Consider the following 24,132-nt stretch of genomic DNA (forward strand, 5'->3'; position numbering starts at 1 on the left):
TCCCCGCTTATTCCCGCCCACTGGGGTTCGTGGCATCCCGACCCTGGGGGCTCCGCCCTCAGACCCCCGCCGAGGGGCTGTGCCCCCCTGGACCCCCGCATCGCCCGAAGGGCTCGTCCTCAAACGCCGGACGGGCTGAAATGCCCGCCCCTGGCCTCAGCCTTTCAGCACTCTGTCAGCGCAGGCCCGCATCTCCAGCCCGTCCGGCGTTTGAGGACAAGGCCCTCAAGGCCGGACGGGGGTCTGGGGGCGGAGCCCCCAGGGGACGGACGAGACACCCCGGGTCAGGACTGGACCAGCGGCTCACGGGTGAAGAGCGCGCCGAGGGCCGGCGCGTTGACGCGGCGGTCCGCCAGCCGCAGCGCCTCCCAGACACTGACCTGGTTCGCGGTGAGCACCGGCTTCCCCAGCTCCTTCTCCAGCGCCGTCAGATGCGCCACCGTGTGCAGAGCCGTGTCCGGCAGGAGCACCGCGTCGGCATCGGCGTGATCCCCGTCCCGCGCCAGCGCGAACACCTCCGCCTCACCCCACGTCCCGACCTCCGCCCCCGTCAGGACCCCGGACGCCCGCACCGAGACCACCTCCACCCCGGCCTTCCGGAGGAAGTCCGCGAACAGTTCCGCCACGTCGTCCGGATACGTCGCGGCGACAGCGACCCGCCGCGCCCCGATCTCCCGTACGGCGTGCGCGAAGCCGAAGGACGTCGAGGAGGCCGGCAGGCCCGCCGCACGGGCCAGGGAACGCACCTGCTCGTGGGCGCCCTCCCAGCCGTACACGAAACTGGCGCTGGTGCACGCCCAGACCACCGCCTCCGCCCCGGACAGCCGCAGCTCCTCGACGCCCGGCGAGAGCCGCGTCAGGGAACCCATCTCGAGCAGGGCGTCCACCCGGTGCGCGTCCTCACCGATGTCCGTGTGGATCAACGGCAGCCGGATGTCGCTGCCCAGGAGCTGCTCCATACGCGGGTAGTCGTCCTCGGCCGAGTGGCCCGGGTAGAGGAATCCGAGTGCGGTCATGTCCAGCCTTCCTGTTCTTCCGGCAGTACAGGAGCCCCGTGCGCCGACTGTCCCCCAGAGCCTGAGGGGCGGGGAAGGTGTCCCCGGACCAGCCGCTGGCGCGGGCCCACTGCCCGGGTACCCAGATGACGCAGCGCCGCCCACATCGTCACCTGGTTGGCCGATATGACCGGAATATTCAGTTCCGTCTCCAGCTGGGCGATGACGTCGTACGTCGGCAGATTGGTGCAGCTGATGAAGAGCGCGTCCGCCGGGCCGTTGCGGACGGCGCGGTGGGCCATGTCCACCACGTCGCGGTAGGGCACCTTCCAAATATGCCTGGTCAGGCCCATGAAGGCACGCCCGGTGACCTCCGTGCCCGCCTCGGCGAGGTACTCCTCCAGGGACCGGGTGACCGAGACCGTGTACGGAGTCACCAGGGCGATCCGGCGCGCGCCCAGCTCGGCCAGGGCCTCCAGCAGCGCCCCGGACGTGGTCAGGGAGGCCACCTCGCCCGCCCGCCGCATGGCCTCGCACATCGCCCGCTCCCCCGCGACCCCGCCCACGAAACTGCCCGAGGCGCACGCGTACGCCACGACCTCGGGCGCGACGGCGTTCAGCGCCCGGACCGCGTCGCCGAGCGTCTCGTGCTCGGAGACCAGGCGTGCCAGGTCCAGGCCGACCTCGACCGGCACGAACGGGGTGCGCGTGACGCGCAGGGAGACCTCGTCCGGGACCCAGCGCCACAGCTCCCGGTCGAGGGCGAAGTCGAAGGGCGCGACGACACCCACCCCGCGCTGCGGTCGGGGACCGCCCAGAAACGAGATGTCCAGGGAGACGTCCATGGCAGCACCGGCCTCACGAAGGCGGAAGGTGGGACCCACACGGAGGCACCGACGGACAACAGGCCGTGCGCGCCACCGTGTTGACGAAGGTAGGTTCGGGTGCGAGCGTGGTCAATCCGCGCATCTCAGACGGCTCCGGCCCCGCCCCGCTCCCCCGGCTTCGCCCCCTCGGCCGCGCCTCACGCACGGCCCGCACTCCCGTCCCCGTACGCTCGCCCCGCAGGTTCCTCCCGCAGGTTCGTCCTCTCAGGAAAGCGGACTCGCATTGCGAAACGGTTTCCCCCGAACGCCCCGCCCGGTGTCCGCGACCGCGTCCACGCCGCTGTCCGCCGCCGCGTCCGGGGACCGCACCACGCTGCTCGTCCTGGACGCCGAACCGCTCCCCCGCCTCGGCAGGCTCACCGGCCGGGTACGGATCGAGCACGCCGACGAGTCGACGCTCGCCGAGCGGCTGCCGCGCGCGGACGTGCTGCTGGTCTGGGACTTCACCTCGCGGGCGGTGCGGCGCGCCTGGCCGGGCGAGGGCCGGCGACCGCGCTGGGTCCACACGGCGAGCGCGGGTGTCGACCATCTGCTGTGTCCCGAACTCGCCTCGTCCGACACGGTGGTGACCAACGCGCGGGGCATCTTCGACCGGCCGATCGCCGAGTACGTCACCGCGCTGGTGCTGGCGATGGCCAAGGATCTGCCGCGGACCTGGGACCTGCAGCGGCGGCGGGAGTGGCGGCACCGGGAGTCGCAACGGGTGGCGGGCACCCGCGCCTGCGTGGTCGGTTCCGGGCCGATCGGGCGGGCGATCGTCAAGTCGCTCAAGGCACTCGAGGTGACGACGGCGCTGGTGGGACGCACCCCGAGGACCGGGATCCACGGGCCCGGGGAGCTCGACCGCCTGATGGCACGCGCCGACTGGGTGATCTCGGCGGCGCCGCTCACCGAGGCCACGCACGGCATGTTCGACGCCCGGCGCTTCGGGATGATGCAGCCGTCGTCCCGCTTCATCAACGTGGGGCGCGGGCCTCTGGTCGTCGAGGACGCGCTCGCCGAGGCGTTGTCGAAGCGGTGGATCGCGGGCGCTGCCCTCGATGTCTTCCAGCACGAGCCGCTCGGTCCGGACAGCCCGCTGTGGGACGTTCCCGGGCTGATCGTGTCCCCGCACATGAGCGGGGACACGGTCGGCTGGCGGGACGAACTCGGCGCGCAGTTCGTGGAGATGTACGAGCGCTGGGAGGCGGGCCGGCCGCTGCCGAATGTGGTGGACAAGAAGCGCGGGTACGTGCCCGGACACTGAGCCGCCGAACTTCCTGGAGGGGCAGGCCGATGACCGAACTCACCGAGCTGACCGCGGTCCAACTCGTCGACGGCTATCGCAAGGGCGAGTTCGGCCCGGTGGACGCGGTGCGGGCGGCACTGCGCAGGGCCGAGGAGGTCCAGCCGGCCGTGAACGCGTTCGTCCGCCTCGACACGGACGCGGCGCTGGCGGGGGCGGCGGAGTCCGCGGCCCGCTGGCGGCGAGGCGAGCCCGCGGGGCTGCTGGACGGCGTCCCGGTCTGGGTCAAGGACATCCTGCTGCTGCGCGGCGGGCCGACCCTGCGGGGCTCCAGGACCGTTTCCCCGGAGGGTGGTTGGGACGAGGACGCGCCGTCCGTCGCCCGGCTGCGCGAGCACGGCGCCGTCTTCCTCGGCAAGACGACCACACCCGAGTTCGGCTGGAAGGGCGTCACCGACTCACCGCTGTCGGGGGTCACGCGCAATCCGTACGACGTCTCGCGCACGGCGGGCGGCTCCAGCGGCGGCAGCGCGGCGGCCGTCGCCCTGGGCGCGGGACCCCTGGCGCTGGGCACGGACGGCGGCGGCAGTGTGCGCATCCCGGCCTCGTTCTGCGGGATCTTCGCGCTGAAGCCGACGTACGGGAGGGTGCCGCTGTATCCGGCGAGCCCCTTCGGGACGCTCTCGCACGTGGGGCCGATGACCCGCGACGTGGCCGACGCGGCGCTGATGATGGACGTGATCAGCGGGCCCGACGCCCGTGACTGGTCGGCGCTCGGGCCGGTCGGCGGTTCCTTCGCGGACGCGCTGGAGGGCGGGGTGCGCGGGCTGCGGGTCGCCTACTCTCCGTCCCTCGGCGGGCAGGTCGCGGTCCGCCCGGACGTCGCGGCGGCCGTGCGGCGCGCGGTGGAGCGGCTGGCGGCCCTGGGCGCGTACGTCGTGGAGGCCGACCCCGACGTCAGGGACCCGGTGGACGCCTTCCACACCCTGTGGTTCGGCGGAGCAGCCCGGGTGGTGCAGCGACTCGGGCCGCGGCAGCGGGAGTTGCTGGACCCCGGGCTCCGGGAGATATGCCGGCAGGGCGCACGGCTCAGCGGCCTGGACCATCTGGCCGCCGTGGACGTCCGGATGGACCTGGGCCGCCGCACGGGCCGTTTCCACGAGTCGTACGACGTACTGGTGACGCCGACGCTGCCGATCACCGCGTTCGAGGCGGGCACCGAGGTCCCCGGGGGCTCCGGGCACCGGCGCTGGACGGGATGGACCCCGTTCACGTACCCCTTCAACATGACGCAGCAGCCCGCGGCGTCGGTCCCGGTGGGTACCGACGCCGCGGGGCTGCCCGTCGGCCTGCAGATCGTCGCCGCCCGTCACCGTGACGACCTGGTCCTGCGGACGGCGCACGCGCTGTACGAGGCGGGGGCGGCCGGGGTCGCCCCGCCGCCCGGCTTCGCTACGTCCGCCGGAAGCTGAGGCTCTCCCCCAGCGCGCCGGAGCGCCACAGGTCGTTGCATGCCTCGGCCATGGTGTCGAGGCCCTCGACGATCTGGCCCCAGACGATGCCCGGCACCCAGCCCACGTCACCGTTGAGCAGCAGGTTGTTGCGTTCGTAGAAGACGGCGAGGTCGACGACCGTGGTGCCGGGGCGCACGTTCGCGTCGTAGCCGTACGCCTTGGTGCCCAGCTCGGTGCCCGCGAAGGCGAAGTAGCAGAGGTCGCCGGGGACGGGGGTCACCGTGGGGTTCTCCAGCGGGGGTTCGCCGGCCGCGAAGGGCGGGAACAGGGCGTAGATCTCGTTGCGCGCGTATTTGGCGTGATAGACGTCACCCGCCAGGGGGAGGGCGTCCCACACCGCCGCGCAGGTGAGGGGTGCCCGGTCGTCGAGCAGTCTGGCCGTGCAGTGGACTCCCCGCTCGACCAGGGAGACTTCGATGTACCGGTCGGTCATGCGCTCGGTCATGCGTTCCATGGTCCCGCCGGGGTCAAGGGCGCCTCGTCGACGGACGGCGCGCGCGGTGGCCGGAATGGATCGTGTGGTCCCGGGTAGCCGCGCCGCCATGGCTCCACCACTACGCAATGACGGAAGAGACGGGCCCGGTGCGCGGACACGAGGTCCGAGCCGGCGGGCGCTGCTCACGGGTGTCTCGGCGCTCGGGGCGGCCGGCGCGCTGGGCGCCGCGGGCTGCAGCCGGGTGGCCACGGCCGCCGGTACGGACGGCGGCGATCTCCTCGGCCGGCTGAGGGCGCAGGGTGTCGTGCGGCTGGGTATCGCGGGCGAGATCCCGTTCGGCTACATCGACCGGAACGGCGACCTGACCGGAGAGGCGCCCGAACTCGCGAAGGCGGTCTTCGAGCGCCTGGGGGTCGACCGCGTCCAGCCGGTCCCGACGGAGTTCGGCTCGCTCATCCCCGGGCTCAACTCGCAGCAGTTCGACGTCGTGTCCGCCGGGATGTACATCAACGCCGAGCGGTGCGAGCAGGTCATCTTCGCCGACCCCGACTACCAGATGCTCGACGCCTTCATCGTGCGCGAGGGCAATCCGAAGGACCTGCACGACTACAAGGACGTCGTGGCGAAGAAGGCCAGGTTCGCGACCGGCACCGGGTACGCGGAGATCCAGTACGCCGTCGAGGCCGGGTACAAGGAGAGCGACATCCTGATCGTGCCCGACCAGGTCGCCGGGCTGAACGCCGTCGAGGCGGGGCGCGTCGACGTCTTCGCCGGGACCGCGCTGACCGTCCGCGAGGTGGTCGGGAAGTCCCGCAAGGCCGAGAGCACCAAACCGTTCGCACCCCTGGTCAAGGGCAAGCCGCACGTCGACGGCGGGGGCTTCGCGTTCCGTTCGGCCGAGACGCGCCTGCGGGACGCCTTCAACGGGGAGCTGCGGAAGATGAAGAAGAGCGGCGAGCTGTTCCGCATCCTGCGGCCGTTCGGCTTCACCAGGGCCGAGATGACCGGCATGACCGCGAAGGAGCTCTGTCGCGGATGACGCCGGGACTCTGGGAACTCGTACTCAAGGGGATCTGGGTCACCCTCCAGCTGCTGTTCCTCGGCTCGCTGGTGGCCGGAGCCGTCTCCTTCGTGGTGGGCGTCGCACGCACCTCCCGGCGGTGGATCGTCCGCTTCCTCGCGGGCCTCTACACCGAGGTGTTCCGCGGGACCTCCGCGCTGATCATGATCTTCTGGGTGTACTTCGTGCTGCCGCCGGCCTTCGGCTGGCAGCTCGTCCCGCTGTGGGCGGGCACGCTGGCGCTGGGGCTCACCTACGGGGCGTACGGCGGCGAGATCGTGCGCGGCGCCCTGAACGCCGTCGACCCCGCCCAGCGCGAGGGCGGCATCGCGCTCAGCTTCACGCCCTGGCAGCGGATGCGGCTGATCCTGCTGCCGCAGGCGGTGCCCGAGATGATCCCCTCCTTCTGCAACCTGCTGGTCGAGCTGCTCAAGGGCACGGCCCTGGTCTCGATCATGGGCATGGGCGATCTGGCCTTCAGCGGCAACCTGGTGCGGCTCGCGCTCCAGGAGAGCGCGGAGATCTACGCGTACATCCTGCTGATCTACTTCGTGATCGCTTTCGTGATCACCCGGCTGATGCGCGTCCTGGAGCGGCGGCTGAAGGCCGGGCTCGGCAGGGCGCCCGAGCGCCCCGCCGCCGCGCGGGAGACGCGCCGCGCCGGTGCGAGCGGAGTCGGCGCGGCGAGCGGAGGTGCCTCATGACCCGGTACAGGACGGCCGACGTGGGAGGTGTCGCATGACGTGGGACTGGAGCGCGGTCGGTGACTTCATGCCGCTTTTCCGGGACGGCCTCCTGGTCACCCTGAAGGCGCTGGCCCTCGGCTCGTCGATCTCCTTCGCCCTCGGGCTGGTGTGGGCGCTGCTGATGCGGGCGCCGACCCGCTGGGTGCGCTGGCCGGTGGGGGCCGTCACGGAGTTCGTGCGCAACACCCCGCTGCTGGTGCAGCTGTTCTTCCTCTTCTACGTGCTGCCCGAGTGGAACATCACGTTCTCCGCGCTGACCACCGGGGTCGTCGCGATCGGGCTGCACTACTCGACGTACACGATGCAGGTCTACCGGGCCGGAATCGAGGGCGTGCCGGCCGGTCAGTGGGAAGCGGCCACGGCGCTCAACCTGCCCCTGCGGCGCACCTGGACGGCGGTGATCCTGCCGCAGGCGATCCGCCGCGTGGTGCCCGCGCTGGGCAACTACGTCATCTCGATGCTCAAGGACACCCCGATGCTGATGGCGATCACGGTCCTGGAGATGCTCGGCGAGGCGCGGCTGTACTCGCAGGAGCACTTCCAGTTCACCGAGCCCCTCACGGTCATCGGTGTGGCCTTCATCCTCATTTCCTGTCCGGCCTCCCTTCTTCTGCGAGCCCTGGAGCGACGTCTTGTCCGTTGACATCGACAATCAGACCCCCGACACCCGTCACCAGCGGACCCAGGAGCTGATCCGGTTCGACAAGGTCACCAAGCGCTTCGGGGACAACACCGTCCTGGACGGGCTGGACTTCCGTGTCGACCAGGGCAAGCACGTCACGCTGATCGGGCCCTCGGGCTCCGGCAAGACGACGATCCTGCGGCTGCTGATGACCCTGGCCAAGCCCGACGAGGGGACGATCACGGTGGCCGGGGAACGACTCTTCCCGGCGGAGGAGAAGCAGATCCGTGAGGTCCGCAAGAAGATCGGGATGGTCTTCCAGCAGTTCAACCTGTTCCCGAACATGAAGGTGCTCCGCAACATCACCGAGGCGCCGGTCACCGTGCTCGGCCTGCCCAGGGACGAGGCCGAGGAGCGGGCCCGCGAGCTGCTCGACCTGGTGGGCCTCGCGGACAAGTGCGACGCCTACCCGAGCCAGTTGTCCGGCGGGCAGCAGCAGCGGGTCGCGATCGCGCGGGCGCTGGCGATGCGGCCGCAGGTGCTGCTGCTGGACGAGGTGACGTCCGCGCTCGACCCCGAGCTGGTCGCAGGGGTCCTCGACGTCCTCCGTGACATCGCCCGCACCACCGACATCACCATGCTCTGTGTGACCCACGAGATGAATTTCGCCCGTGACATCTCGGACCAGATACTGATGTTCGATTCCGGCCGTGTCATCGAGGCCGGTCCGCCGGAGCGGATGTTCGGCGATCCGGAGCACGAACGTACCCGGGATTTCCTCAGCGCGGTCCTGTGACTACAAGGAGTGAACGCGGGAAGGTCCGAGGTCCGACCCTCGGCGCATGCCCGACGGGCCATGACCCTGGCATATGCCAGGGTGTCACGCCGCTGCTGAGAGCACCGCGGGGGACGAACATTCTGGCCAACAGCCCCTCCTCGTGCACCGTTTGACAGTTATCGTGGAGAAGCTCAGCTGTCCGGACCGAGGACCCAGGAAGCGCAGGGGGAAACCGTGGCGCTGATGAACGAGCCGACCGCGCCGTACCACTCGGCCCAGGACGCCCTGCGCGTCCTGGAGGCGGTGGCCCGGCACTCCGGCGGCATCACCGACGCCGAACTCGCCCGCCGGACGCGCCTCGGGCCGGACCGACTGCCCGCACTGGTGCGGATGCTGCGCCGGGAGGGATACGTCGAGCAGGTCACCGACGGCGTGTTCGTCGCCGGTGCCGCCCTCGGCCGGCTGGACTCCGCTCACGGCCGTGACCTGGCGCTGCGCGAGAAGCTCCAGCAGACCATCGACCGGCTGCGCGACTCTGTGGGCGCCGCGATCTACATCAGCCGCTACATCGACGGCGAGGTGGAGGTCACCCAGTGCGCCGAGGGCCCGGCGACCCCCGCGGTCAACGAATGGGTCGACTTCCGTTCCTCCGCCCACGCCAGCGCCGTGGGCAAGAGCCTGCTCGGCCAACTCGACCTCAACGCCCGCCGCGACCACCTCTCCCGTCACCGGATGGCCCGCCTCACCTCGCGCACCATCACCGACGAGCGGCTGCTGCTGTCCCGGCTCGACGCCCAGCCCCCGACGGTGCCGGTGCTCGACCTCCAGGAGTACGCGATCGGCACGGTCTGCGCGGCCGTCCCCATCACCGCGGGCTCCTCGGTCGGCTGTCTCGCCCTGTCCCTTCCGGTCGAACACGCCCACCGGCTGCGCCGGGCCGCGGACACCCTGAACCGCGAGGCGACCCCGGTGCTCGTGTCGCTCGCCCTCTAGAGCCTGCCCTTCGGCGGCCGGCCGGCCGCCAGGAGCCGACCCGACCCGGGTGGTCCGGAGCACCCCGTCGGACCAGGTAGTATTTCTTTCGTCGCCGACCGCGGAAGCGGAAGGCGGGAGTCATGCGCCGCTAGCTCAGTTGGTTAGAGCAGCTGACTCTTAATCAGCGGGTCCGGGGTTCGAGTCCCTGGCGGCGCACAGATTGAAGGCCCTCCACAGCAGTGGGGGGCCTTCACGCGTGTCCGGGATCCGGCTCAGCCCGCCGTGACGAACTCGGTCAGCACCCGCGCCAGCAGACCGGGGTCCCTCGCCCCGCACAGTTCCCGGGCGGAGTGCATCGACAGCCCCGGTACGCCCACGTCGACGGTGGGGACCCCCAGCCGCGCCGAGGTGATCGGCCCGATCGAGGTCCCGCACGGTATGGCGTTGTGGGAGACGAACGGCTGCCAGGGCACCGAGGCCCGCTCGCAGGCCGCGGCGAAGACGGCGACCCCGGTGCCGTCGGTGGCGTACCGCTGGTTGACGTTGACCTTGACGACGGGGCCGCCGTTGGGCAGCGGATGGTGGTCCGGGTCGTGGCGCTCGGCGTAGTTGGGGTGCACGGCGTGCGACATGTCGGCGGAGACGCAGAAACCGCCGGCGAGGGCCCGGTGGAAGTCCTCGGCGCTGCCGCCCCGCGCGCCGACGGACCGGCTCAGCACCCGCTCCAGCAGCGGCCCCTGAGCCCCCGACCAGGAGCCGCTGCCGACCTCCTCGTGGTCGAAGGCGGCGAGTACGGGGACGTACGCGGGCGGCCGTGCGGCGGTCGCGGCGGCGACCAGCGCGGTGACGCCCGCGTGCACGGAGATCTGGTTGTCGAGGCGGGAGGAGACGAGGAACTCCTCGTCCGCGCCCAGGTAACCGGGCGGCTGGACGTCGTGCAGCATCAGGTCCCAGCCCAGGATGTCGGCGACACGGGCGTCCGCCTCGTCCGCGACCCGGCCGAGCAGGGCGCCGGGCCGGGTGCCGCCGAGCCCCCACAGGGGGGTGAGGTGCCGCTGCGGGTCCAGCGCGACCCCTTCGTTGACACCGCCGTCGAGGTGGATGGCGAGCTGCGGCACACGCAGCAGCGGCCGGTCGACGCGGACGAGGCGGCTGGAGCCGTCCCGCATCATCAGCCGTCCCGAGATGCCGAGGTCCCGGTCCAGCCAGGTGTTGAAGGGCACACCGCCGTAGACCTCCACGGCGATCTGACGCCACCCCGCCGTGCCGGTGTCCGGTTCGGGTTTGATCCGCAGGTTCGGGGAGTCGGTGTGGGCGCCGACGATCCGGAACGGCGTACGGGCGGGAGCGCCTTCGGGGACGTACCAGGCGAGCAGCGCTCCCGCGCGGACCACGTACCGGCCGCCCTCGGCGCCGGCCACCCAGTCGTCCGTCTCGCGCAGCTCCAGGAAACCCGCCTTCTCCAGGCGCTGGGCCGCGTTCGCGACCACGTGGTACGGCGAGGGGCTGGCGCGGACGAAGGACAGCAGATCGTCGCTGTGACTGCGGTCATGCGTGGGGGACATGGGCGCTCACGCCTTTCGGGAAGGACTGACGAGGGTCGAGGAGCGGGTCGGCGGCCCGTCCGGCCGAGTGCACGGTTCGGGGGACGGAGGACGGGTCGCCGGGGAACTCACGGGCCGTGGCGGGGTACCGCGGTCCGCGGACACCTGGGGAGGGGGCGCGGTGGTCCGGACCGGACCGTCGCCCGGGGAGGGACCGACGGAGGGGTCACCGCGGGACACGGGCGGGGTGTGCCGCGGGTCCCGGCGTCAGTCGCCGAAGCCCGGCACCCTGATCAACAGGGGCATGACAAGAATATGACCGAGGTCCGCCCATGGCGTCCCGGCCGTCGGCCGTCACGGGTACGGCGACGACGGCCTCCGTGACCCGGATCCGGATCAGGTGACGCATGTTCCCTCTTTCCTCGACGCGGCACCGTCCTCGGCACGCGCGACACGGGTGTCCGGGTGCATCCTCCCCCTGTCGGGCGGCCGGGATTCCTCCGCGCGCCGAGACCTCCGCACGGCTTCCGCGGGCCGTGCGGACAGACCGGTACACACCGTCGGAACGAGGGGGAATCCGAGGTGGCGTCAGCCCTGCGCCGCCGGCAGCAGGTCCTCGCGTCCCCGCGCCCGGTACTCGGCCAGCAGGCCCCGCACGTCCGCCTGCCCGAGCCGTCGGTAGGCCGGCGCGCCTGACGGCCGCCACCACACCGGGTCGGCGCAGCGAAAGCCCGCGCGCCGCAGCGCCGCCCGGTGGATCTTGTTGGTGGCGGTGACCGGCATCCGCTCCACGATCCGCACGAAGCGGGGTGCCATCTTGGTCCCCAGGTCGGGCTGCCGGGCCAGGAAGGCGGCGAAGGCGTCCGGGTCGAAGGGGACACCGTCGCGCGGCGCCATCGTCGCCATCACCTGGTCCCCCGCCACCGGGTCCGGCACCGCGTACACCGCGACGGCCGCCGCGCCCCGGTACCGGGCGAGGATGTTCTCGATCATCGCGGCGGCGAGGTTCTCGCTGTCGACGCGCAGCCGGTCGTCCGTGCGGCCGGCGAAGTAGAGGAAGCCGTCGGAGTCCCGGTAGAAGAGATCGCCCGTCCAGTACCAGCCGTCGCGGCGCCGGGCCAGGTCGGCGGCCGGGTTGCGCCAGTACCCCTCGAAGGGGCTGGCTCCGCGGTTCACCAGTTCCCCTATCGCCGCACTCCCGTTGAGCAGCCGGCCGTCCGGGCCGAAGACGGCCGCGGGGCATTCGGCGCGGGTCTCCGGGTCGATCACGGCCAGGTCGTCGCCGGATGCCGCCCGCCCGATCGCGCCCGCCGGAGTGCCGGGCGTGCGCTGGATGGCGGCCCCGCCCTCCGAGGATCCGTATCCCTCCACCAGCCGGACTCCGAAGCGCTGCTCGAAGGCGGCCGCGTCGACCGCTCCGGCCTCCGTCCCGAATCCCGTCCGCAAGGGGTTGTCCCGGTCGTCGGGACGGGCGGGCGTGGCCAGCAGGTACTGGACGGCACGGCCCACGTAGGTGAAGTACGTGGCTCCGCAGGCCCGTACGTCCGGCAGGAAGCCCGACGCGGAGAAGCGGCGCCGGAGCGCGACCCGCGCGCCCGCCGCCAGCGCGGGCGCCCAGTCGGCGATCACCGCGTTGCCGTGGAACATCGGCATGCAGACGTAGTGCGTGTCCTGCGGGCGCACCCCGAAGTGGTCGACCAGTGAGCGTCCGGCGGCGGCCAGCCGGCCCTGGGTGCAGATCGCGGCCTTCGGGGCACCGGTCGAGCCGGAGGTGAAATAGAGGAGGAGGCGGTCGTCCGGCGACACCGACGACACCTCGGGCCGCACCCCGTCGTACGGCGCGAGGAGGTTCTCGTACGCCTCGGTGCCGGTCACCAGGACGCGGACGCCGGGGAGTTCGAGGCCGTCGAGGAGGGGCAGATGGGTCGGCTCGGTGATCAGGACACGGCACTCGGTGTGCAGGATGTCGCGGGCCAGTTCGGGGCCACGGCGGGTCGGATTGATCCCGGCGACGGCGGCGCCCCCGAGGGCGGCGGCGCTCAACCACATCGGGTACTCGGGGGTGTTGTCGAGCAGGACACCGAGGTGCGGCTCGGCGCCCGCGGGCAGCAGGTCGGCGAGGAGCGCGGCCCGTGCCGCCGCGGCCGCCGTCACCCGGTGATGGCTCAGGACCCGCCCCTCGAACCACAGCCCCGGCCGGTGGTCGCCCCACCGCTCCAGTACGAGCTCCGCGACGGTTCGCCTCATGAACCCCATGGAGGCGCACGATAACTGACGTGTCGTCAGAAAGGGAGTCCCGCGCCCTCGGACTCGCCGCCTCCCGTCCAGGCCGAGTCCCACGCCGAGGAGAACTCGTGGAAGCCCACCATGAAGCCGACGCAGAAGAGGATGACCACCGAGCAGAAGGCCAGGACGAAGACCGTGCCCGCCACCAGCACTCCCCGGCGCGGCGCGTGGGCCGTCGCCTTCTCCGGGCGGTCGGCGGCGTAGTGGACGGTGACGATGTCGCCCCCGACGACCGTCGCCGGGCCGTTCGGCTCCTCGAAGCGGATCGTGCGGCCGTCGCGCGCCATGAACTCGTACACGTGGTGCAGCGTCGTGGACACGGAGGTGTCACCACCACCGCCACTGATCGTGGTGTACGAGCGCAGACAGCGCGCCTCCGCGGTCAGTCCGCTGTTCCAGGCACGTCGCACGTCCAGCGAGCGGCGGATCACGGTGACCGCCATGAGGACCGCTCCGGCCATGATCAGCGCGGGTACGGCGTAGAAAACGACGTCCATGACATTCCCCCGTCTGTCGGTTCGGCTCCACGCACACCGTCATGGTCATGGCGATGTGCGTGGAACCTACCCGTGGGGGGTGGACCGGCGCCTCAAGGGAGGCTCAGAACATCCGGACCCGGCACCTTCAGAACGTGACGTCCGCGCACGAGTAGAACGCGTTCGCGGTGTCGGCGATCGTCCACACGCCGAGGATGACGTGGTGTCCGCTCAGACCGGTGGGCAGGGTGCCGGAGTGGGAGAGGGTGGACGGCGGGCGCTGGCCGTTGTAGGGGACCGTCAGGAACGGTGTGGTGTTCAGGTCGGCCCGGGTCAGCGCGTGGTTCTGGTTCCAGCCGGGCTTGGTGACGAAGTACTTGAAGTCGGTCGTGGCGTGCACGGCCGTGAACTGCCAGCGGAAGCTGTAGCTCTGGCCGCCGGTGACCCTGGTCGTGGGCCAGGCGCCGCCCGAGGGCGTCTTGGGCTGGTCGAGCTGGCCGAAATTGGTGTGGTTCGCGGAACAGATCCGGCCGTCCGCGGGGCCCGCCGCCGGGAAGCCCTTGGGACCCTCGACGCTCTGGGGCTCCCACTGGATGTCACCGCAGTTGGCGACGGTGCCGCCACTGGCGCACATCTTCTGCCGGCTGAGGGGCTGGTCGGTGTAGCCGTGGGCGCCGGCACTGCCGGTGGAGAGCACGAAGGTGCCCGCGGTGGCGAGGCCGACGACGGCCGCGTACCACTTGGCGTTGTTCCTGGTCGTCCGTATGCGCATGCTGCCGCTCCTGGAGGACGTGGGGGAGGTTCTCGTGAGCCGTGCGCGCGTTTTTCAGGTCTAGACCAAGTCCCAGATTATTGCGCCTTCTTGAACATGTCCAGACCAATCACACACGACGCCGGGTCCTGTCGTCCGGGCCGGGTCGCGCCGGAGCGCGGTACCTGGTCGGCCGCCCCGCGTCCCGCCGCGTGATCCGAACGGCGGGCCCCGCTAGGAGCCCTCCTTGCGCCCGGTGCAGAACGCCACCGTCAGGTCCTTGACCAGCGCCTTGCGTTCGTAGTCGTCGAGTTCGACCAGCCCGCGCAGGGTCAGCCGGGTCACCGTGTCCTCGACGGAGTCGACGACGGAATCGAGCACGGAGTCGCGGTGCCGGGCGTCCAGAGCGGCGATCCGGTGACGCTGCATCACGGCGGCGATCTCGGGCGCGTACTCGATCCGGGTCGGCTGCGCCGAGAACACCTCCAGACCGACCGGCGCCGCCTCCTCGGCCACCAGCCCGGTCAGCGCCTCGCCGACGGCGTCGGTGTTGCGCAGGGTCAGGTCCTTGACCACCGACGGCGGCAGGTCCGCCGGCAGCCGCGTGAGCACCCGCGACAGCGCCGCCTCCACACACTCGCGCAGATACGTCTCATGGTCCTCGACCCCGAGCACGGCCCGCGCCGTGTCCTTGATCCGCCACACGACGAGCACCACCACCCGCAGCGCCACGCCGTTCCCGTCGGCCACCGGCATCGGCTCGCTGCGCCAGTGCCGCAGCCGTACGTCGGCCCGGCGCCGGATCACCAGCGGGTTGATCCACATCAGGCCGGTGCGCCGGACCGTGCCCCGGTAGCCCCCGAAGAGACCGAGCACCCAGGCCCGGCCGGTCCGGCCGCGGGCCAGACCGCCGAAGCCGAACAGGCCGAGCGCGCCCGCTCCGGCGTAGGCACCCAACTGCGCGGGCCCGAGCCCGGCACCCGCGTGTCCGGGCAGCCCGAACGCGTGCCCCGCGGCCGACGGCAGCGACCCCGCCCACCAAGCGGTGAGGACACACCCGGCCACCCCGCAGGCCCCGGCCAGCACACCCGCCACCGCGGGCAGCACCCGCGCGGGCCGCTCCACCAGATCGGGATCGACCTCCGGCACCGGGCGCGCGGCCCGGCCCGACGCGGGCCGGCGCACCCGTGGCTGCTCGCGCTCCCCCTTTCGCACCTGCGCCCGCAGGGGGACGGTGGTGTCCGGCCGGCGCTCCACGTCATCGGACGCGAGCGGGACCGGCACCGGCTCGGGCTCGTCCCGGAAGAGCAGGTGGACGGGGATCTCGGTGGTCGCCTCGTTGTGGATGAGCCGGGCGGACCGGATGGCACCGCTCTCCGGAGCCCCCTCGGGCTCCGGAGCGGGTGAAGTGGTCGAAGTCATACCTGCCTCCATGCCTCCGCGCGTGGAAGTACGATCACGGACCGCGTCGGGACCGTGGGCCGTGCGGCCCCGTCAGGGACCCCCGTGACGACTCGGGGACCTGCGCCGCGCCCGGGTTCCGTGCGGCTCCGGGGACCCGGTCACGAGAACAGCCGCCGCCAGGTCTCCGGACCCGGACGGCCGTCCACCGCACCGCCCCGCCAGCCCTGCGCCCGCTGGAAGGCCTCGACGGCGCGCCGGTCCGACTCGCCCCAGTCCGGCCCGGGTCCGTGCGCGTAGTAGGTGCCGAATCCCCTCTTGACCAGCTGCTTTCCGAGCAGGGTGACGAAGGCGTTGCGCGCACCCGGCCGGAACATCCCGCGTCCGGGAAAGGCGGGAGGGGCGGCCGACGGCGCCCCGCCCGCCCCCGTGGTGCCCACGGCGCCCGTCGCGCCCGTGGTACCTGCGGTGCCCGTCGCGCCCGTGGTGCCTGCGGTGCCCGTGGTGGTCGCGGTGCCCGTCGCGGCCGTGGTGGTCAGGGCGCCCGTCGCGGCCGTGGTGGTCAGGGCGCCCGTCGCGGCCGTGGTGGTCGCGGTGCCCGTGGTGGTCGCGGTGCCTGCCGCGGCCGTAGTGGTCGCGGTGCCTGCCGCGGGCGGGATGTCCCTGCCCTTCTTCTCCACCAGGTACGACCAGGTGCGCGGCCCCGGCAGTCCGTCCGCGCCTGCCCCCTTCCAGCCCTGGGCGAGCTGGAAGGCCCGGGTGGCCCGCCGGTCCGCGTTCGACCAGCGCGGCCCCGGCCCCGAGGTGTAGAAACGGCGCCCGCCCCGCTCCACCAGGAGCCGGCCCAGCTGGGTGACGTACGCGTTGTTCGTACCGGGGCCGAAGGCGGACGGGCCCGGATAGGGGGCGGACTTGGTACCCGGTACCGAGGGCTGCGCGCCGCTCGCGCCGTCGGCCAGCCCCTTGTGACGGTAGGGCAGATAGCGGGTCGAGTTGCTCCAGTACGCGTACGGCGTGGACTGTCTGCGGGTGTGCGGGCGGGTCTGTTCGTAGGCGATGTAATACGTGTGCGTGTAGTCCGTCCAGCCGCCGAAAAGCACGACGTGCGAGCCGTTCTGGGGGTCCGCCGGATTATGGAAGAGAAGAATGTCGCCGGGCTGCAGCTGATCGCGGGAAATGCGTACGCCGAACGTGCCGAGACTGCCGGTCCATTCGTTTCCCGGCAGATTCCAGGCCATCGAGACGAATCCGGAGCAGTCCTGCCGGTATCCGTCCGACCAGTACGCGCTCATGCTGTACGGCACCTGCGCGGTGATCCACTTCTTGGCCCGGTTGATGATCGCCGCACGGGTCGTGGCGGGCACCTCGACCCCGGTCCCCGGCTTCGCGGGACTACCGGCCGGCCCATGCAGCGGAGCCTCGCCACCCTGCGGCGTGTCGGGCTCGTCACCTGCGGGGTCACCCGGCCGGGCGGGGCCGTGCGCGACGGCGACGGCCGGCACCGACGGGACCGCGACAAGGACAGCGCCCGCCGCCGCGGCGATCACGAAGGCCCGGTGGGACACCGGGCGGCCGACCGGTCCCGGGGGCACGGAAGGGGCCGGGAAACGCCGCCTGCGCACGCATCCGGGGCAATCGCAGTCACTCGCGGGATCGAATTCCTCGAATACCGGAGTCTCCATGCGTCGCCCCTCACACTCCAGATAGAAATCTCCGCTTTTCTGCACAGTCGTCAGTTTCTCAACTGTCGTCCGGTGTCGCATGTTGACGGTCCGAATGATGTACGGGGCCTCCCGACCGCGGGCAGGGCCGCACCGCGGTCGGGAGCACCCGTTCGCATCGGGTAGAGTTCTCGGGTCAGCAGGCGCCGCTAGCTCAGTTGGTTAGAGCAGCTGACTCTTAATCAGCGGGTCCGGGGTTCGAGTCCCTGGCGGCGCACCGACAGAAGGGCCCCTCGCCACAGGCGAGGGGCCCTTCGTCGTACGGAGACATCCCCTCTTCGTACAGACGTCCCAATTAGATCGTATGACCGGTTAACACCGCGTTTCCCACCTTGCGATCATGCCGGGCGCCGTAGAACCCTGGGCGACAAGGGACTGCCGGTATACGGCAGTTGGGGGTTTGGCCGGTTGTGTCCGTGGGGGGCTGGGGGCCCCGCTCACGAACGGGTGCCGAGGGGGCGCCGTACAACCGGACGGTCGCGTTTCCGCGGTCTTCCCGCGTGTGGACGAAGCGGTGACGCCGCCTGCCAGCATGCGTCCGCGACGGTCGAGGGGGATCCGAGCGGGCGACAAGAACCGACGAACACGCACGCGACCGTGCGTGTGGGGGGAATGACTCATGACGTCGACGCCGACAGGCGCCCGACAGGACTTCGACGCGTCCGGGACGGCCCGGCTCCGGGTGCCGCAACAGCGGACCGGCGGCCCCGGCAGGATCGAGAAGACCCTGCCGAGATACGACTACGAGCACTACAGCAGGCTCGCCGGACCTCTCAGACGGCCCGATCCGGGCAAGCCGTACAAGGTGGAGTACCGCTCCCTGCTGTCCCAGGAGCCGCACCGCGTACGGGCCGCCCTCATGCTGGGCGCGGCACCGCTGCTCTCGCTGGTCCTGCTCGGCTGGCTGCTCCAGCCGGAGCACTGGACCGAACGCGACTACCCGGCCCACGACTTCCTGCCGGTGCTCGACACCGTGATGCTCGTCTCGATCGGTCTGATCGAGTTCTTCCGCTGCATGAACGTGCTCTCGAACGCACACGCGACCCTGGTCGCCCGCGACCCGGTCCCGGTGGTGCCCGAGACCGGCACCAGAGTGGCCTTCCTCACGTCCTTCGTGCCCGGCAAGGAACCGCTGGCGATGGTGACCAAGACCCTGGAGGCGGCGGTCCGGCTGCGCCACCGGGGCCTTCTGCACATCTGGCTCCTCGACGAGGGCGACGATCCCGAGGTGAAGGAGGTCTGCGAGCGCCTCGGCGTGCACCACTTCTCCCGCAAGGGTGTCGCGAAGTGGAACCAGGCCAAGGGACCGCACCGCGCCAGGACCAAGCACGGCAACTACAACGCCTGGCTGGAGGCGCACGGCGACGCGTACGACTTCTTCGCCTCCGTCGACACCGACCACGTGCCGCTGCCGAACTACCTGGAGCGGATGCTCGGCTTCTTCCGCGACCCGGACATCGGTTTCGTGATCGGCCCGCAGGTGTACGGCAACTACGACAACCCCATCACCAAGGCCGCCGAGTCCCAGCAGTTCCTCTTCCACGCGCTGATCCAGCGGGCCGGCAACCGCTACGGCGCGCCGATGTTCGTGGGCACCTCCAACGCCGTGCGCATCAAGGCGCTGAAGCAGATCGGCGGTCTGTACGACTCGATCACCGAGGACATGGCGACCGGCTTCGAGATGCACCGCCACCGGAATCCGGCCACGGGGCGCAAGTGGCGCTCGGTCTACACCCCGGACGTGCTCGCGGTCGGCGAGGGCCCGAACGCCTGGACGGACTTCTTCACCCAGCAGCTGCGCTGGTCACGGGGCACGTACGAGACGATCCTGAAGCAGTACTGGAAGGGCTTCTTCTCGCTGCCGCCGAGCAAGCTCTTCAACTACACCATGATGATCATCTTCTACCCGATGTCGGCCCTCAACTGGATCCTCGCGGCGCTGAGTTGCGCGCTGTTCCTGGGCCTGGGCGCCTCGGGCGTGAACATCGACCCGACGGTCTGGCTGATGCTGTACGGCAACGCCTCCGCGCTGCAGATCGGCCTGTACGTGTGGAACCGCCGCCACAACGTCTCCCCGCACGAGCCCGAGGGGTCCGGCGGCGTCGCGGGCATGATCATGTCGGCGCTCTCCGCGCCGGTCTACGCCCGCTCCCTGATGGACGCCGTCCTGCGCCGCAGGAGCAGGTTCGTGGTGACCCCCAAGGGGGATTCGGCGAGCCCGGACACCCTGTTCGGGACCTTCCGGATCCACCTGTTCTTCATCCTGGTCTTCGCCGGCTCGATCGTCGCCGGACTCCTGCTCGGGCACTCCCATCCCGCGATGATCACCTGGGCCTGCTTCGCCCTGCTGATCACGGCCTCGCCGATCCTGGCCTGGCAGTGGACTCTGCGCCAGGCCAGGAGGAAGCCCCCGGTCCCGTCCGGGGAGACCGCTCCCCCGCCCGCGCCGGCCTCCGTGCCGCAGCAGGAGCAGCACGCCCCGCACCCGCCTCAGCACACGCCCGGCCGGGCGGCGGCGCGGGAGGACTCCGAACGGACCATGCGGATTTCCCCTGGGGGACGTAAGAAATGAAGGAAGGTACCCGCATCCGCCGCGCCCGCCGTCTCGCGATGGGCGGGGCGGTGGTCCTCGCCCTGGCCGGGATGAACGGCCCGTGGGTCTATCGCTTCAGCACGGAGAGATACCACCAGTACACGATCAACAAGCCCGAGTACAAAGCCGAGAACGGTCACTGGGACGTCGTCCGCTTCCCCAGGCGGTACCGCCTGAACACCATCCACGCGGCCCTGCTGCACACCGGCAAGGTCCTGCTGGTCGCGGGTTCGGGCAACAACCAGGACAACTTCGACGCGAAGAAGTTCGACACGCGGCTCTGGGATCCGGTCAAGGGGACCGTCAAGGCGGTCCCGACGCCGGCCGACCTGTTCTGCACGGGCCACACCCAGCTCGCCGACGGCACTCTCCTGATCGCCGGCGGCACCAAGCGCTACGAGACGCTGAAGGGCGACGTCACCAAGGCCGGCGGCCTGATGGTCGTCCACAACGAGAACCCCGACAAGCCGGTCACACTGCCCGCGGGCACCCGGTTCACCGGCAAGGAGAACGGCAGGACGTTCGTCTCCAAGGACCCGGTGCTCGTCCCGCGCGCGAAGAAGGTCTTCGACCGGGCGACCGGCGCGTTCCTGCGCAACGACCCGGGCCTGGGCCGGATCTACGTCGAGGCGCAGAGAAGCGGCCGGCGGTACGAGACGGGCACCCAGGACAACTACCGCGTCCTGGGCCTGACGGGCCCGGACGCGCGCAACACGTACGGCATCGCCCAGAAACTCGCCCTGGACAAGAAGGACTTCCAGGGCATCAGGGACGCGTTCGAGTTCGATCCGGTGGCCGAGCGGTACGTCAAGGTCGATCCGATGAACGAGGCCCGCTGGTACCCGACCCTGACGACCATGAGCGACGGCAGGATCCTCAGCCTCTCCGGCCTGGACGAGATCGGCCAGCTGGTCCCCGGCAAGAACGAGGTCTTCGACCCGAAGACCAGGAAGTGGACGTACACCAAGGGCATCCGTCAGTTCCCTACCTATCCGGCGATCAGCCTGATGCAGAACGGCAAGATGTTCTACTCGGGCTCGAACGCGGGTTACGGACCGGACGACGTGGGCCGGGACCCGGGCGTCTGGGACATGGCGACGAACAGGTTCACCAGACTGCCCGGCCTGAGCGATCCCACCATGATGGAGACCTCCGGCACGGTGCTGCTGCCGCCCGCGCAGGACGAGAAGTACCTGGTGATCGGCGGCGGCGGGGTCGGCGAGTCCAGGCTCTCCAGCAGGAGGACCCGGCTCATCGACCTCAAGGACAGGAACCCGAGGTTCGTGGACGGACCCGAGCTGGAGAAGGGCACCCGCTATCCGCAGTCCTCGATCCTGCCCGACGACACCGTCCTGGTCTCCGGCGGCTCCGAGGACTACCGCGGGCGCGGCGCCTCCGACATCCTCCAGGCACGGATCTACGACCCCCACGCCAACACCTTCGACCGGGTCGCCGACCCCCTGGTGGGCCGCAACTACCACTCGGGCTCGATCCTGCTGCCCGACGGCCGCGTGATGTTCTTCGGCTCCAACCCGCTCTACGCGGACAAGGCCGACACCAAGCCCGCCACGTTCGAGCAGCGCATCGAGATCTACACGCCGCCGTATCTCTACCGCGACTCCCGGCCCGGCCTGGCCGGCGGCCCGAAGACCGTCGCGCGCGGCGGCTCGGCGACCTTCGCCACGGCGCACGCCTCGTCCATCAGGACGGCCCGCCTGATCAGGCCGAGCGCGTCCACCCATGTCACCGACGTCGACCAGCGCTCCATCGCGCTGGACTTCAGGAAGACGGCGAAGGGGATCACGGTGACCGTGCCGAAGAACCGGAACCTGGTGGAGTCCGGCTGGTACATGCTGTTCGTGACGGACGACCAGGGAACGCCGTCCGAGGCCCGGTGGGTCAGGGTTCCCTGATCCGCCGGGGCCTGCCCACGTGACCGGGGGCGCCCTCCGCGCGACGGCGGAGGGCGCCCCCGGTCACGTACCGGCCGCCACGCGGAGGCCCTCACCCGGAGGACTTCCCGCGGCAGCCTTCACTCGGAGGGCTTCACCCGGACGCCTTCGCCAGCTCGAGCGCGTACTCGGGCCACCAGTCGCCCGCCTTCGGACCGCCCTTGCAGGTGCCGTCCGACTCGCCCGGCCGCTTCACCCACAGATAGGCGTCGACGAGCGGATCGGCGGTCTTCGTCGTCGGGCTCTCACCCAGCGCGCGTCCCGGCGGATTGCACCAGTTCTCGTCGGCCTTGCCGCCCGTGTACGGTCCGTTCCCGTTGCGGCTGGTGTCGATGACGAAGTGCTTGCCGCCGACCTTCGCGGACAGCCGCTTGCCGTACGCGACGGAGTCCCGGGTCGAGTAGAAGTTGGAGACGTTCACCGCGAAGCCGTCGGCCAGGTCGACGCCCGCCCGTTCGAGCGGCTGGAAGATCTGGTCGGGGTGGCCCCAGCCCGCGTTGCCCGCGTCCAGGTACACCTTCGTGTTCTTCAGGGACTTGAGCTTGGTGACGGCCTCCTTCAGAAGGAAGTAGCGCTCCTCCCGCAGCCCGGCCGGAGTGCACCGGTCGACCAGGTGCAGGATCGCGTCCGGCTCCAGGACCACCGTGGCGGGCCGGTCACCGATACCCCGGGCGACCCCGTCGATCCAGGTCCGGTAGGTGTCGCCGTCGGCGGCGCCGCCCTGCGAGAACTGGCCGCAGTCGCGGTGCGGAATGTTGTAGAGGACCAGTACGGCGGCCCGGTCGGCCCGCTGGGCGGCCTGCGTGAAGCCGCGCGCCTCCCGCTCCGGGTTCTCCGGCCCGATCCACTCGCCGGTCGGCCGCTCGGCGATCTTGCGGATCTGCTCGGCGTCGTCCTTCCTGCCCGCCTTGACGTACGTGGCGACCTGCTCGGCCGCGCTGCCCGCCGGGTTGACCCAGAACTGGTCGGGATTCCCGGGCTGCCGGGTGACCCCGGAGGCACCGTCGCGCTCGTCCCCGCCGCCCCCCGCGGACGAGCACCCCGCGAGCAGCAGGACCGCCCCCATCACCGCCATGGACGCCCGTGCCCCGGCCTCCTTGCCGCCGTACATGCAACTCCCCCTCGGATGCACCGCGTTGAGGGTCAATCGTGACATAGGTGTCTCCTCGTCCACGGAAACGCCCGAGCCCTGTCGGAGAGCTGTTACAGGCCCGCACGGGCTGGGTAGGCGCCGCCGAACGGAACCCGGCACAGCGGGACGACACGGACGGAGACGACAGGGAACGGGGGGACGACAACGGAATCGGGGTACGGGAGATGCATCTGAGCACCCGGGAGACAGGGCTCGCGGCGGCGCTGCTGGAAGCCACGGACACCCTCTCCGGCGGCTTCGACACCGCGCACCATCTGCAGCGCCTGTCGGACCACTGCGTGGAGATCGTCGGCGCGCACTCCGCCGGGATCATGCTGGTCGCGGGCGGCGAGGCGGTCTCGTTCGTCGGAAGCAGCCGCCGCCAGGCCATCGCGCTGGACCTGCTGACCGTCCAGGCCACCCCGCACCGCGGCGGCCCCTGCCTGGACAGTTACGGCACGGGGAGGCCCGTGCCGCACGTCCCGATCGGCGCCGCCGGGACCGCCGCCCGCTGGCCCGACTTCACCCGGCGGGCGCTGCACCACGGCATCGCCACGACCTTCGCGGTCCCGCTGCGCCGCCGCGAGTCCCTGCTCGGCGCGCTCAACGTGTTCGTATCCCCGCCGCCCGGCCCTCCGGAGCCGCCCGGCCGGCCGGAGTCACCCGGCGACGAGGAGAGCGTGCGGCTGGCTCAACTTCTCGCCGAGGCGGGGGCCGCCGGACTGCACAACCAGCGGCTGCACGCCGAATACCGCGCGCTGGCGGGGCAGTTGCAGTCGGCGCTCTCCCACCGCGTCCGCGTGGAGCAGGCGAAGGGGATGCTCGCCGAGCGCTGGAACACGGGGGTGGACCAGGCATTCGCGGCACTGCGCCGGTACGCGCGCCGGCACCGGATGCCGCTCGACGAGGCCGCGGCGCGGGCGGTGGAGGGCTCGCTGGACCGGGACGGCCTGGACGCCGAACGGCCCCCGCCCGTATGAGGAGTTCACCGGCCACCCCGGAAGCGGCCGTCACCTGGGCGGATCACACAGTGCCACC

20 protein-coding genes and 2 tRNA genes are annotated in these 24,132 nt (G+C 71.4%); 12 read left to right on the top strand and 10 right to left on the bottom strand.

The genetic code is table 11. The annotated features are described in order from the left end of the window. Positions 1 to 284 precede the first annotated feature (284 nt). Together ACFVTC_RS09785 and ACFVTC_RS09790 are read right to left on the bottom strand one after the other, a co-directional pair. Entirely contained in the window at positions 285 to 1,016 is a 732-nt protein-coding gene (locus tag ACFVTC_RS09785; RefSeq protein ID WP_390125863.1) for a decarboxylase, read from the bottom strand. Then, entirely contained in the window at positions 1,013 to 1,840 is an 828-nt protein-coding gene (locus tag ACFVTC_RS09790; protein WP_390125865.1) for an aspartate/glutamate racemase family protein, read from the bottom strand. Before ACFVTC_RS09790 ends, ACFVTC_RS09785 begins: the two co-directional genes overlap by 4 nt. 298 nt (positions 1,841 to 2,138) lie before the next feature. Here ACFVTC_RS09790 and ACFVTC_RS09795 point away from each other — a divergent pair, with 298 nt between their 5' ends. Together ACFVTC_RS09795 and ACFVTC_RS09800 are read left to right on the top strand one after the other, a co-directional pair. Next, a complete protein-coding gene (locus tag ACFVTC_RS09795; protein WP_390125867.1) occupies positions 2,139 to 3,128 on the top strand; it encodes a D-2-hydroxyacid dehydrogenase in 990 nt (329 codons plus the stop codon). 29 nt (positions 3,129 to 3,157) lie between these two features. Next, complete coding sequence (locus ACFVTC_RS09800; protein ID WP_390125869.1) at positions 3,158 to 4,579, top strand: amidase; 1,422 nt, start codon at positions 3,158 to 3,160, stop codon at positions 4,577 to 4,579. Here ACFVTC_RS09800 and ACFVTC_RS09805 read toward each other — a convergent pair. After that, on the bottom strand, positions 4,560 to 5,054 hold the full coding sequence (locus ACFVTC_RS09805; RefSeq protein WP_390126206.1) for a DUF3830 family protein: 495 nt from the start codon (positions 5,052 to 5,054) through the stop codon (positions 4,560 to 4,562). The two genes, ACFVTC_RS09800 and ACFVTC_RS09805, sit on opposite strands and share 20 nt — an antisense overlap. Positions 5,055 to 5,163: 109 nt before the next feature. Here ACFVTC_RS09805 and ehuB point away from each other — a divergent pair, with 109 nt between their 5' ends. From ehuB to ACFVTC_RS09835, 6 genes are all read left to right on the top strand, one after another. After that, on the top strand, positions 5,164 to 6,096 hold the full coding sequence (gene ehuB / locus ACFVTC_RS09810) for an ectoine/hydroxyectoine ABC transporter substrate-binding protein EhuB (RefSeq protein WP_390125871.1): 933 nt from the start codon (positions 5,164 to 5,166) through the stop codon (positions 6,094 to 6,096). After that, positions 6,093 to 6,821: an ectoine/hydroxyectoine ABC transporter permease subunit EhuC gene (gene ehuC, locus ACFVTC_RS09815; protein ID WP_390125873.1), complete on the top strand. Its 729-nt coding sequence runs from the start codon at positions 6,093 to 6,095 to the stop codon at positions 6,819 to 6,821. The genes ehuB and ehuC overlap by 4 nt, the downstream gene beginning before the upstream one ends. 34 nt (positions 6,822 to 6,855) lie before the next feature. Next, positions 6,856 to 7,506 carry an ectoine/hydroxyectoine ABC transporter permease subunit EhuD gene (gene ehuD, locus ACFVTC_RS09820; protein WP_390125875.1) on the top strand — a complete coding sequence of 217 codons (651 nt, stop codon included), beginning with the start codon at positions 6,856 to 6,858 and terminating at the stop codon, positions 7,504 to 7,506. 1 nt (position 7,507) lies between these two features. Next, positions 7,508 to 8,281, top strand: a complete 774-nt coding sequence (ehuA, locus tag ACFVTC_RS09825) for an ectoine/hydroxyectoine ABC transporter ATP-binding protein EhuA (RefSeq protein ID WP_390126207.1) — start codon at positions 7,508 to 7,510, stop codon at positions 8,279 to 8,281. 216 nt (positions 8,282 to 8,497) lie between these two features. Beyond that, entirely contained in the window at positions 8,498 to 9,256 is a 759-nt protein-coding gene (locus tag ACFVTC_RS09830; RefSeq protein WP_390125877.1) for an IclR family transcriptional regulator, read from the top strand. Between the two features lie 124 nt (positions 9,257 to 9,380). After that, positions 9,381 to 9,454 (top strand) — tRNA-Lys (locus ACFVTC_RS09835). 56 nt (positions 9,455 to 9,510) lie between these two features. Here the strand turns inward: ACFVTC_RS09835 and ACFVTC_RS09840 are convergent. The 6 genes from ACFVTC_RS09840 to ACFVTC_RS09865 form a co-directional block, all read right to left on the bottom strand. Next, positions 9,511 to 10,803, bottom strand: a complete 1,293-nt coding sequence (locus ACFVTC_RS09840; protein WP_390125879.1) for a M18 family aminopeptidase — start codon at positions 10,801 to 10,803, stop codon at positions 9,511 to 9,513. A gap of 567 nt (positions 10,804 to 11,370) precedes the next feature. Further along, complete coding sequence (locus tag ACFVTC_RS09845; RefSeq protein WP_390125881.1) at positions 11,371 to 13,038, bottom strand: long-chain-fatty-acid--CoA ligase; 1,668 nt, start codon at positions 13,036 to 13,038, stop codon at positions 11,371 to 11,373. A 26-nt stretch (positions 13,039 to 13,064) separates the two neighbouring features. Further along, a complete protein-coding gene (locus ACFVTC_RS09850; protein WP_390125882.1) occupies positions 13,065 to 13,565 on the bottom strand; it encodes a DUF3592 domain-containing protein in 501 nt (166 codons plus the stop codon). Between the two features lie 127 nt (positions 13,566 to 13,692). After that, complete coding sequence (locus tag ACFVTC_RS09855; protein WP_390125884.1) at positions 13,693 to 14,316, bottom strand: lytic polysaccharide monooxygenase; 624 nt, start codon at positions 14,314 to 14,316, stop codon at positions 13,693 to 13,695. A 213-nt stretch (positions 14,317 to 14,529) separates the two neighbouring features. Next, positions 14,530 to 15,717, bottom strand: a complete 1,188-nt coding sequence (locus ACFVTC_RS09860; RefSeq protein ID WP_390125885.1) for an SPFH domain-containing protein — start codon at positions 15,715 to 15,717, stop codon at positions 14,530 to 14,532. Between the two features lie 140 nt (positions 15,718 to 15,857). Beyond that, the gene (locus tag ACFVTC_RS09865; protein ID WP_390125886.1) at positions 15,858 to 17,378 is read right to left on the bottom strand and encodes a peptidoglycan-binding protein; all 1,521 of its coding nucleotides are present in this window, start codon (positions 17,376 to 17,378) and stop codon (positions 15,858 to 15,860) included. 182 nt (positions 17,379 to 17,560) lie between these two features. Between ACFVTC_RS09865 and ACFVTC_RS09870 the strand changes: the two genes are divergently transcribed. From ACFVTC_RS09870 to ACFVTC_RS09880, 3 genes are all read left to right on the top strand, one after another. Continuing rightward, a tRNA-Lys gene (locus tag ACFVTC_RS09870) sits at positions 17,561 to 17,634 on the top strand. A gap of 402 nt (positions 17,635 to 18,036) precedes the next feature. After that, the gene (locus ACFVTC_RS09875) at positions 18,037 to 19,989 is read left to right on the top strand and encodes a glycosyltransferase family 2 protein (protein ID WP_390125887.1); all 1,953 of its coding nucleotides are present in this window, start codon (positions 18,037 to 18,039) and stop codon (positions 19,987 to 19,989) included. Next, positions 19,986 to 21,923 (top strand): galactose oxidase-like domain-containing protein, encoded by a 1,938-nt coding sequence (locus ACFVTC_RS09880; RefSeq protein ID WP_390125888.1) that lies wholly within the window; start codon positions 19,986 to 19,988, stop codon positions 21,921 to 21,923. Before ACFVTC_RS09875 ends, ACFVTC_RS09880 begins: the two co-directional genes overlap by 4 nt. A gap of 133 nt (positions 21,924 to 22,056) precedes the next feature. On the opposite strand, the gene ACFVTC_RS09885 is transcribed toward ACFVTC_RS09880, so the two are convergent. Beyond that, on the bottom strand, positions 22,057 to 23,073 hold the full coding sequence (locus ACFVTC_RS09885; protein ID WP_390126208.1) for a glycoside hydrolase family 6 protein: 1,017 nt from the start codon (positions 23,071 to 23,073) through the stop codon (positions 22,057 to 22,059). 206 nt (positions 23,074 to 23,279) lie between these two features. Between ACFVTC_RS09885 and ACFVTC_RS09890 the strand changes: the two genes are divergently transcribed. Then, on the top strand, positions 23,280 to 24,074 hold the full coding sequence (locus ACFVTC_RS09890) for a GAF and ANTAR domain-containing protein (RefSeq protein ID WP_390125890.1): 795 nt from the start codon (positions 23,280 to 23,282) through the stop codon (positions 24,072 to 24,074). Positions 24,075 to 24,132: the final 58 nt, after the last annotated feature.

This window comes from Streptomyces sp. NPDC057950 (assembly GCF_042887295.1).
GTDB classification, from domain to species: domain Bacteria; phylum Actinomycetota; class Actinomycetes; order Streptomycetales; family Streptomycetaceae; genus Streptomyces; species Streptomyces kaempferi.

Coding starts and splice junctions, on each gene's coding strand:
- ACFVTC_RS09805 (WP_390126206.1), bottom strand. CDS start 5,054: ATGACCGACCGGTACATCGAAGTCTCCCTGGTCGAGCGGGGAGTCCAC.
- ehuC (WP_390125873.1), top strand. CDS start 6,093: ATGACGCCGGGACTCTGGGAACTCGTACTCAAGGGGATCTGGGTCACC.
- ACFVTC_RS09880 (WP_390125888.1), top strand. CDS start 19,986: ATGAAGGAAGGTACCCGCATCCGCCGCGCCCGCCGTCTCGCGATGGGC.
- ACFVTC_RS09850 (WP_390125882.1), bottom strand. CDS start 13,565: ATGGACGTCGTTTTCTACGCCGTACCCGCGCTGATCATGGCCGGAGCG.
- ACFVTC_RS09840 (WP_390125879.1), bottom strand. CDS start 10,803: ATGTCCCCCACGCATGACCGCAGTCACAGCGACGATCTGCTGTCCTTC.
- ACFVTC_RS09860 (WP_390125885.1), bottom strand. CDS start 15,717: ATGACTTCGACCACTTCACCCGCTCCGGAGCCCGAGGGGGCTCCGGAG.
- ACFVTC_RS09865 (WP_390125886.1), bottom strand. CDS start 17,378: ATGGAGACTCCGGTATTCGAGGAATTCGATCCCGCGAGTGACTGCGAT.
- ACFVTC_RS09885 (WP_390126208.1), bottom strand. CDS start 23,073: ATGTACGGCGGCAAGGAGGCCGGGGCACGGGCGTCCATGGCGGTGATG.
- ACFVTC_RS09875 (WP_390125887.1), top strand. CDS start 18,037: ATGACGTCGACGCCGACAGGCGCCCGACAGGACTTCGACGCGTCCGGG.
- ACFVTC_RS09790 (WP_390125865.1), bottom strand. CDS start 1,840: ATGGACGTCTCCCTGGACATCTCGTTTCTGGGCGGTCCCCGACCGCAG.
- ACFVTC_RS09845 (WP_390125881.1), bottom strand. CDS start 13,038: ATGGGGTTCATGAGGCGAACCGTCGCGGAGCTCGTACTGGAGCGGTGG.
- ACFVTC_RS09785 (WP_390125863.1), bottom strand. CDS start 1,016: ATGACCGCACTCGGATTCCTCTACCCGGGCCACTCGGCCGAGGACGAC.
- ehuD (WP_390125875.1), top strand. CDS start 6,856: ATGACGTGGGACTGGAGCGCGGTCGGTGACTTCATGCCGCTTTTCCGG.
- ehuB (WP_390125871.1), top strand. CDS start 5,164: ATGGCTCCACCACTACGCAATGACGGAAGAGACGGGCCCGGTGCGCGG.
- ACFVTC_RS09800 (WP_390125869.1), top strand. CDS start 3,158: ATGACCGAACTCACCGAGCTGACCGCGGTCCAACTCGTCGACGGCTAT.
- ACFVTC_RS09855 (WP_390125884.1), bottom strand. CDS start 14,316: ATGCGCATACGGACGACCAGGAACAACGCCAAGTGGTACGCGGCCGTC.
- ACFVTC_RS09890 (WP_390125890.1), top strand. CDS start 23,280: ATGCATCTGAGCACCCGGGAGACAGGGCTCGCGGCGGCGCTGCTGGAA.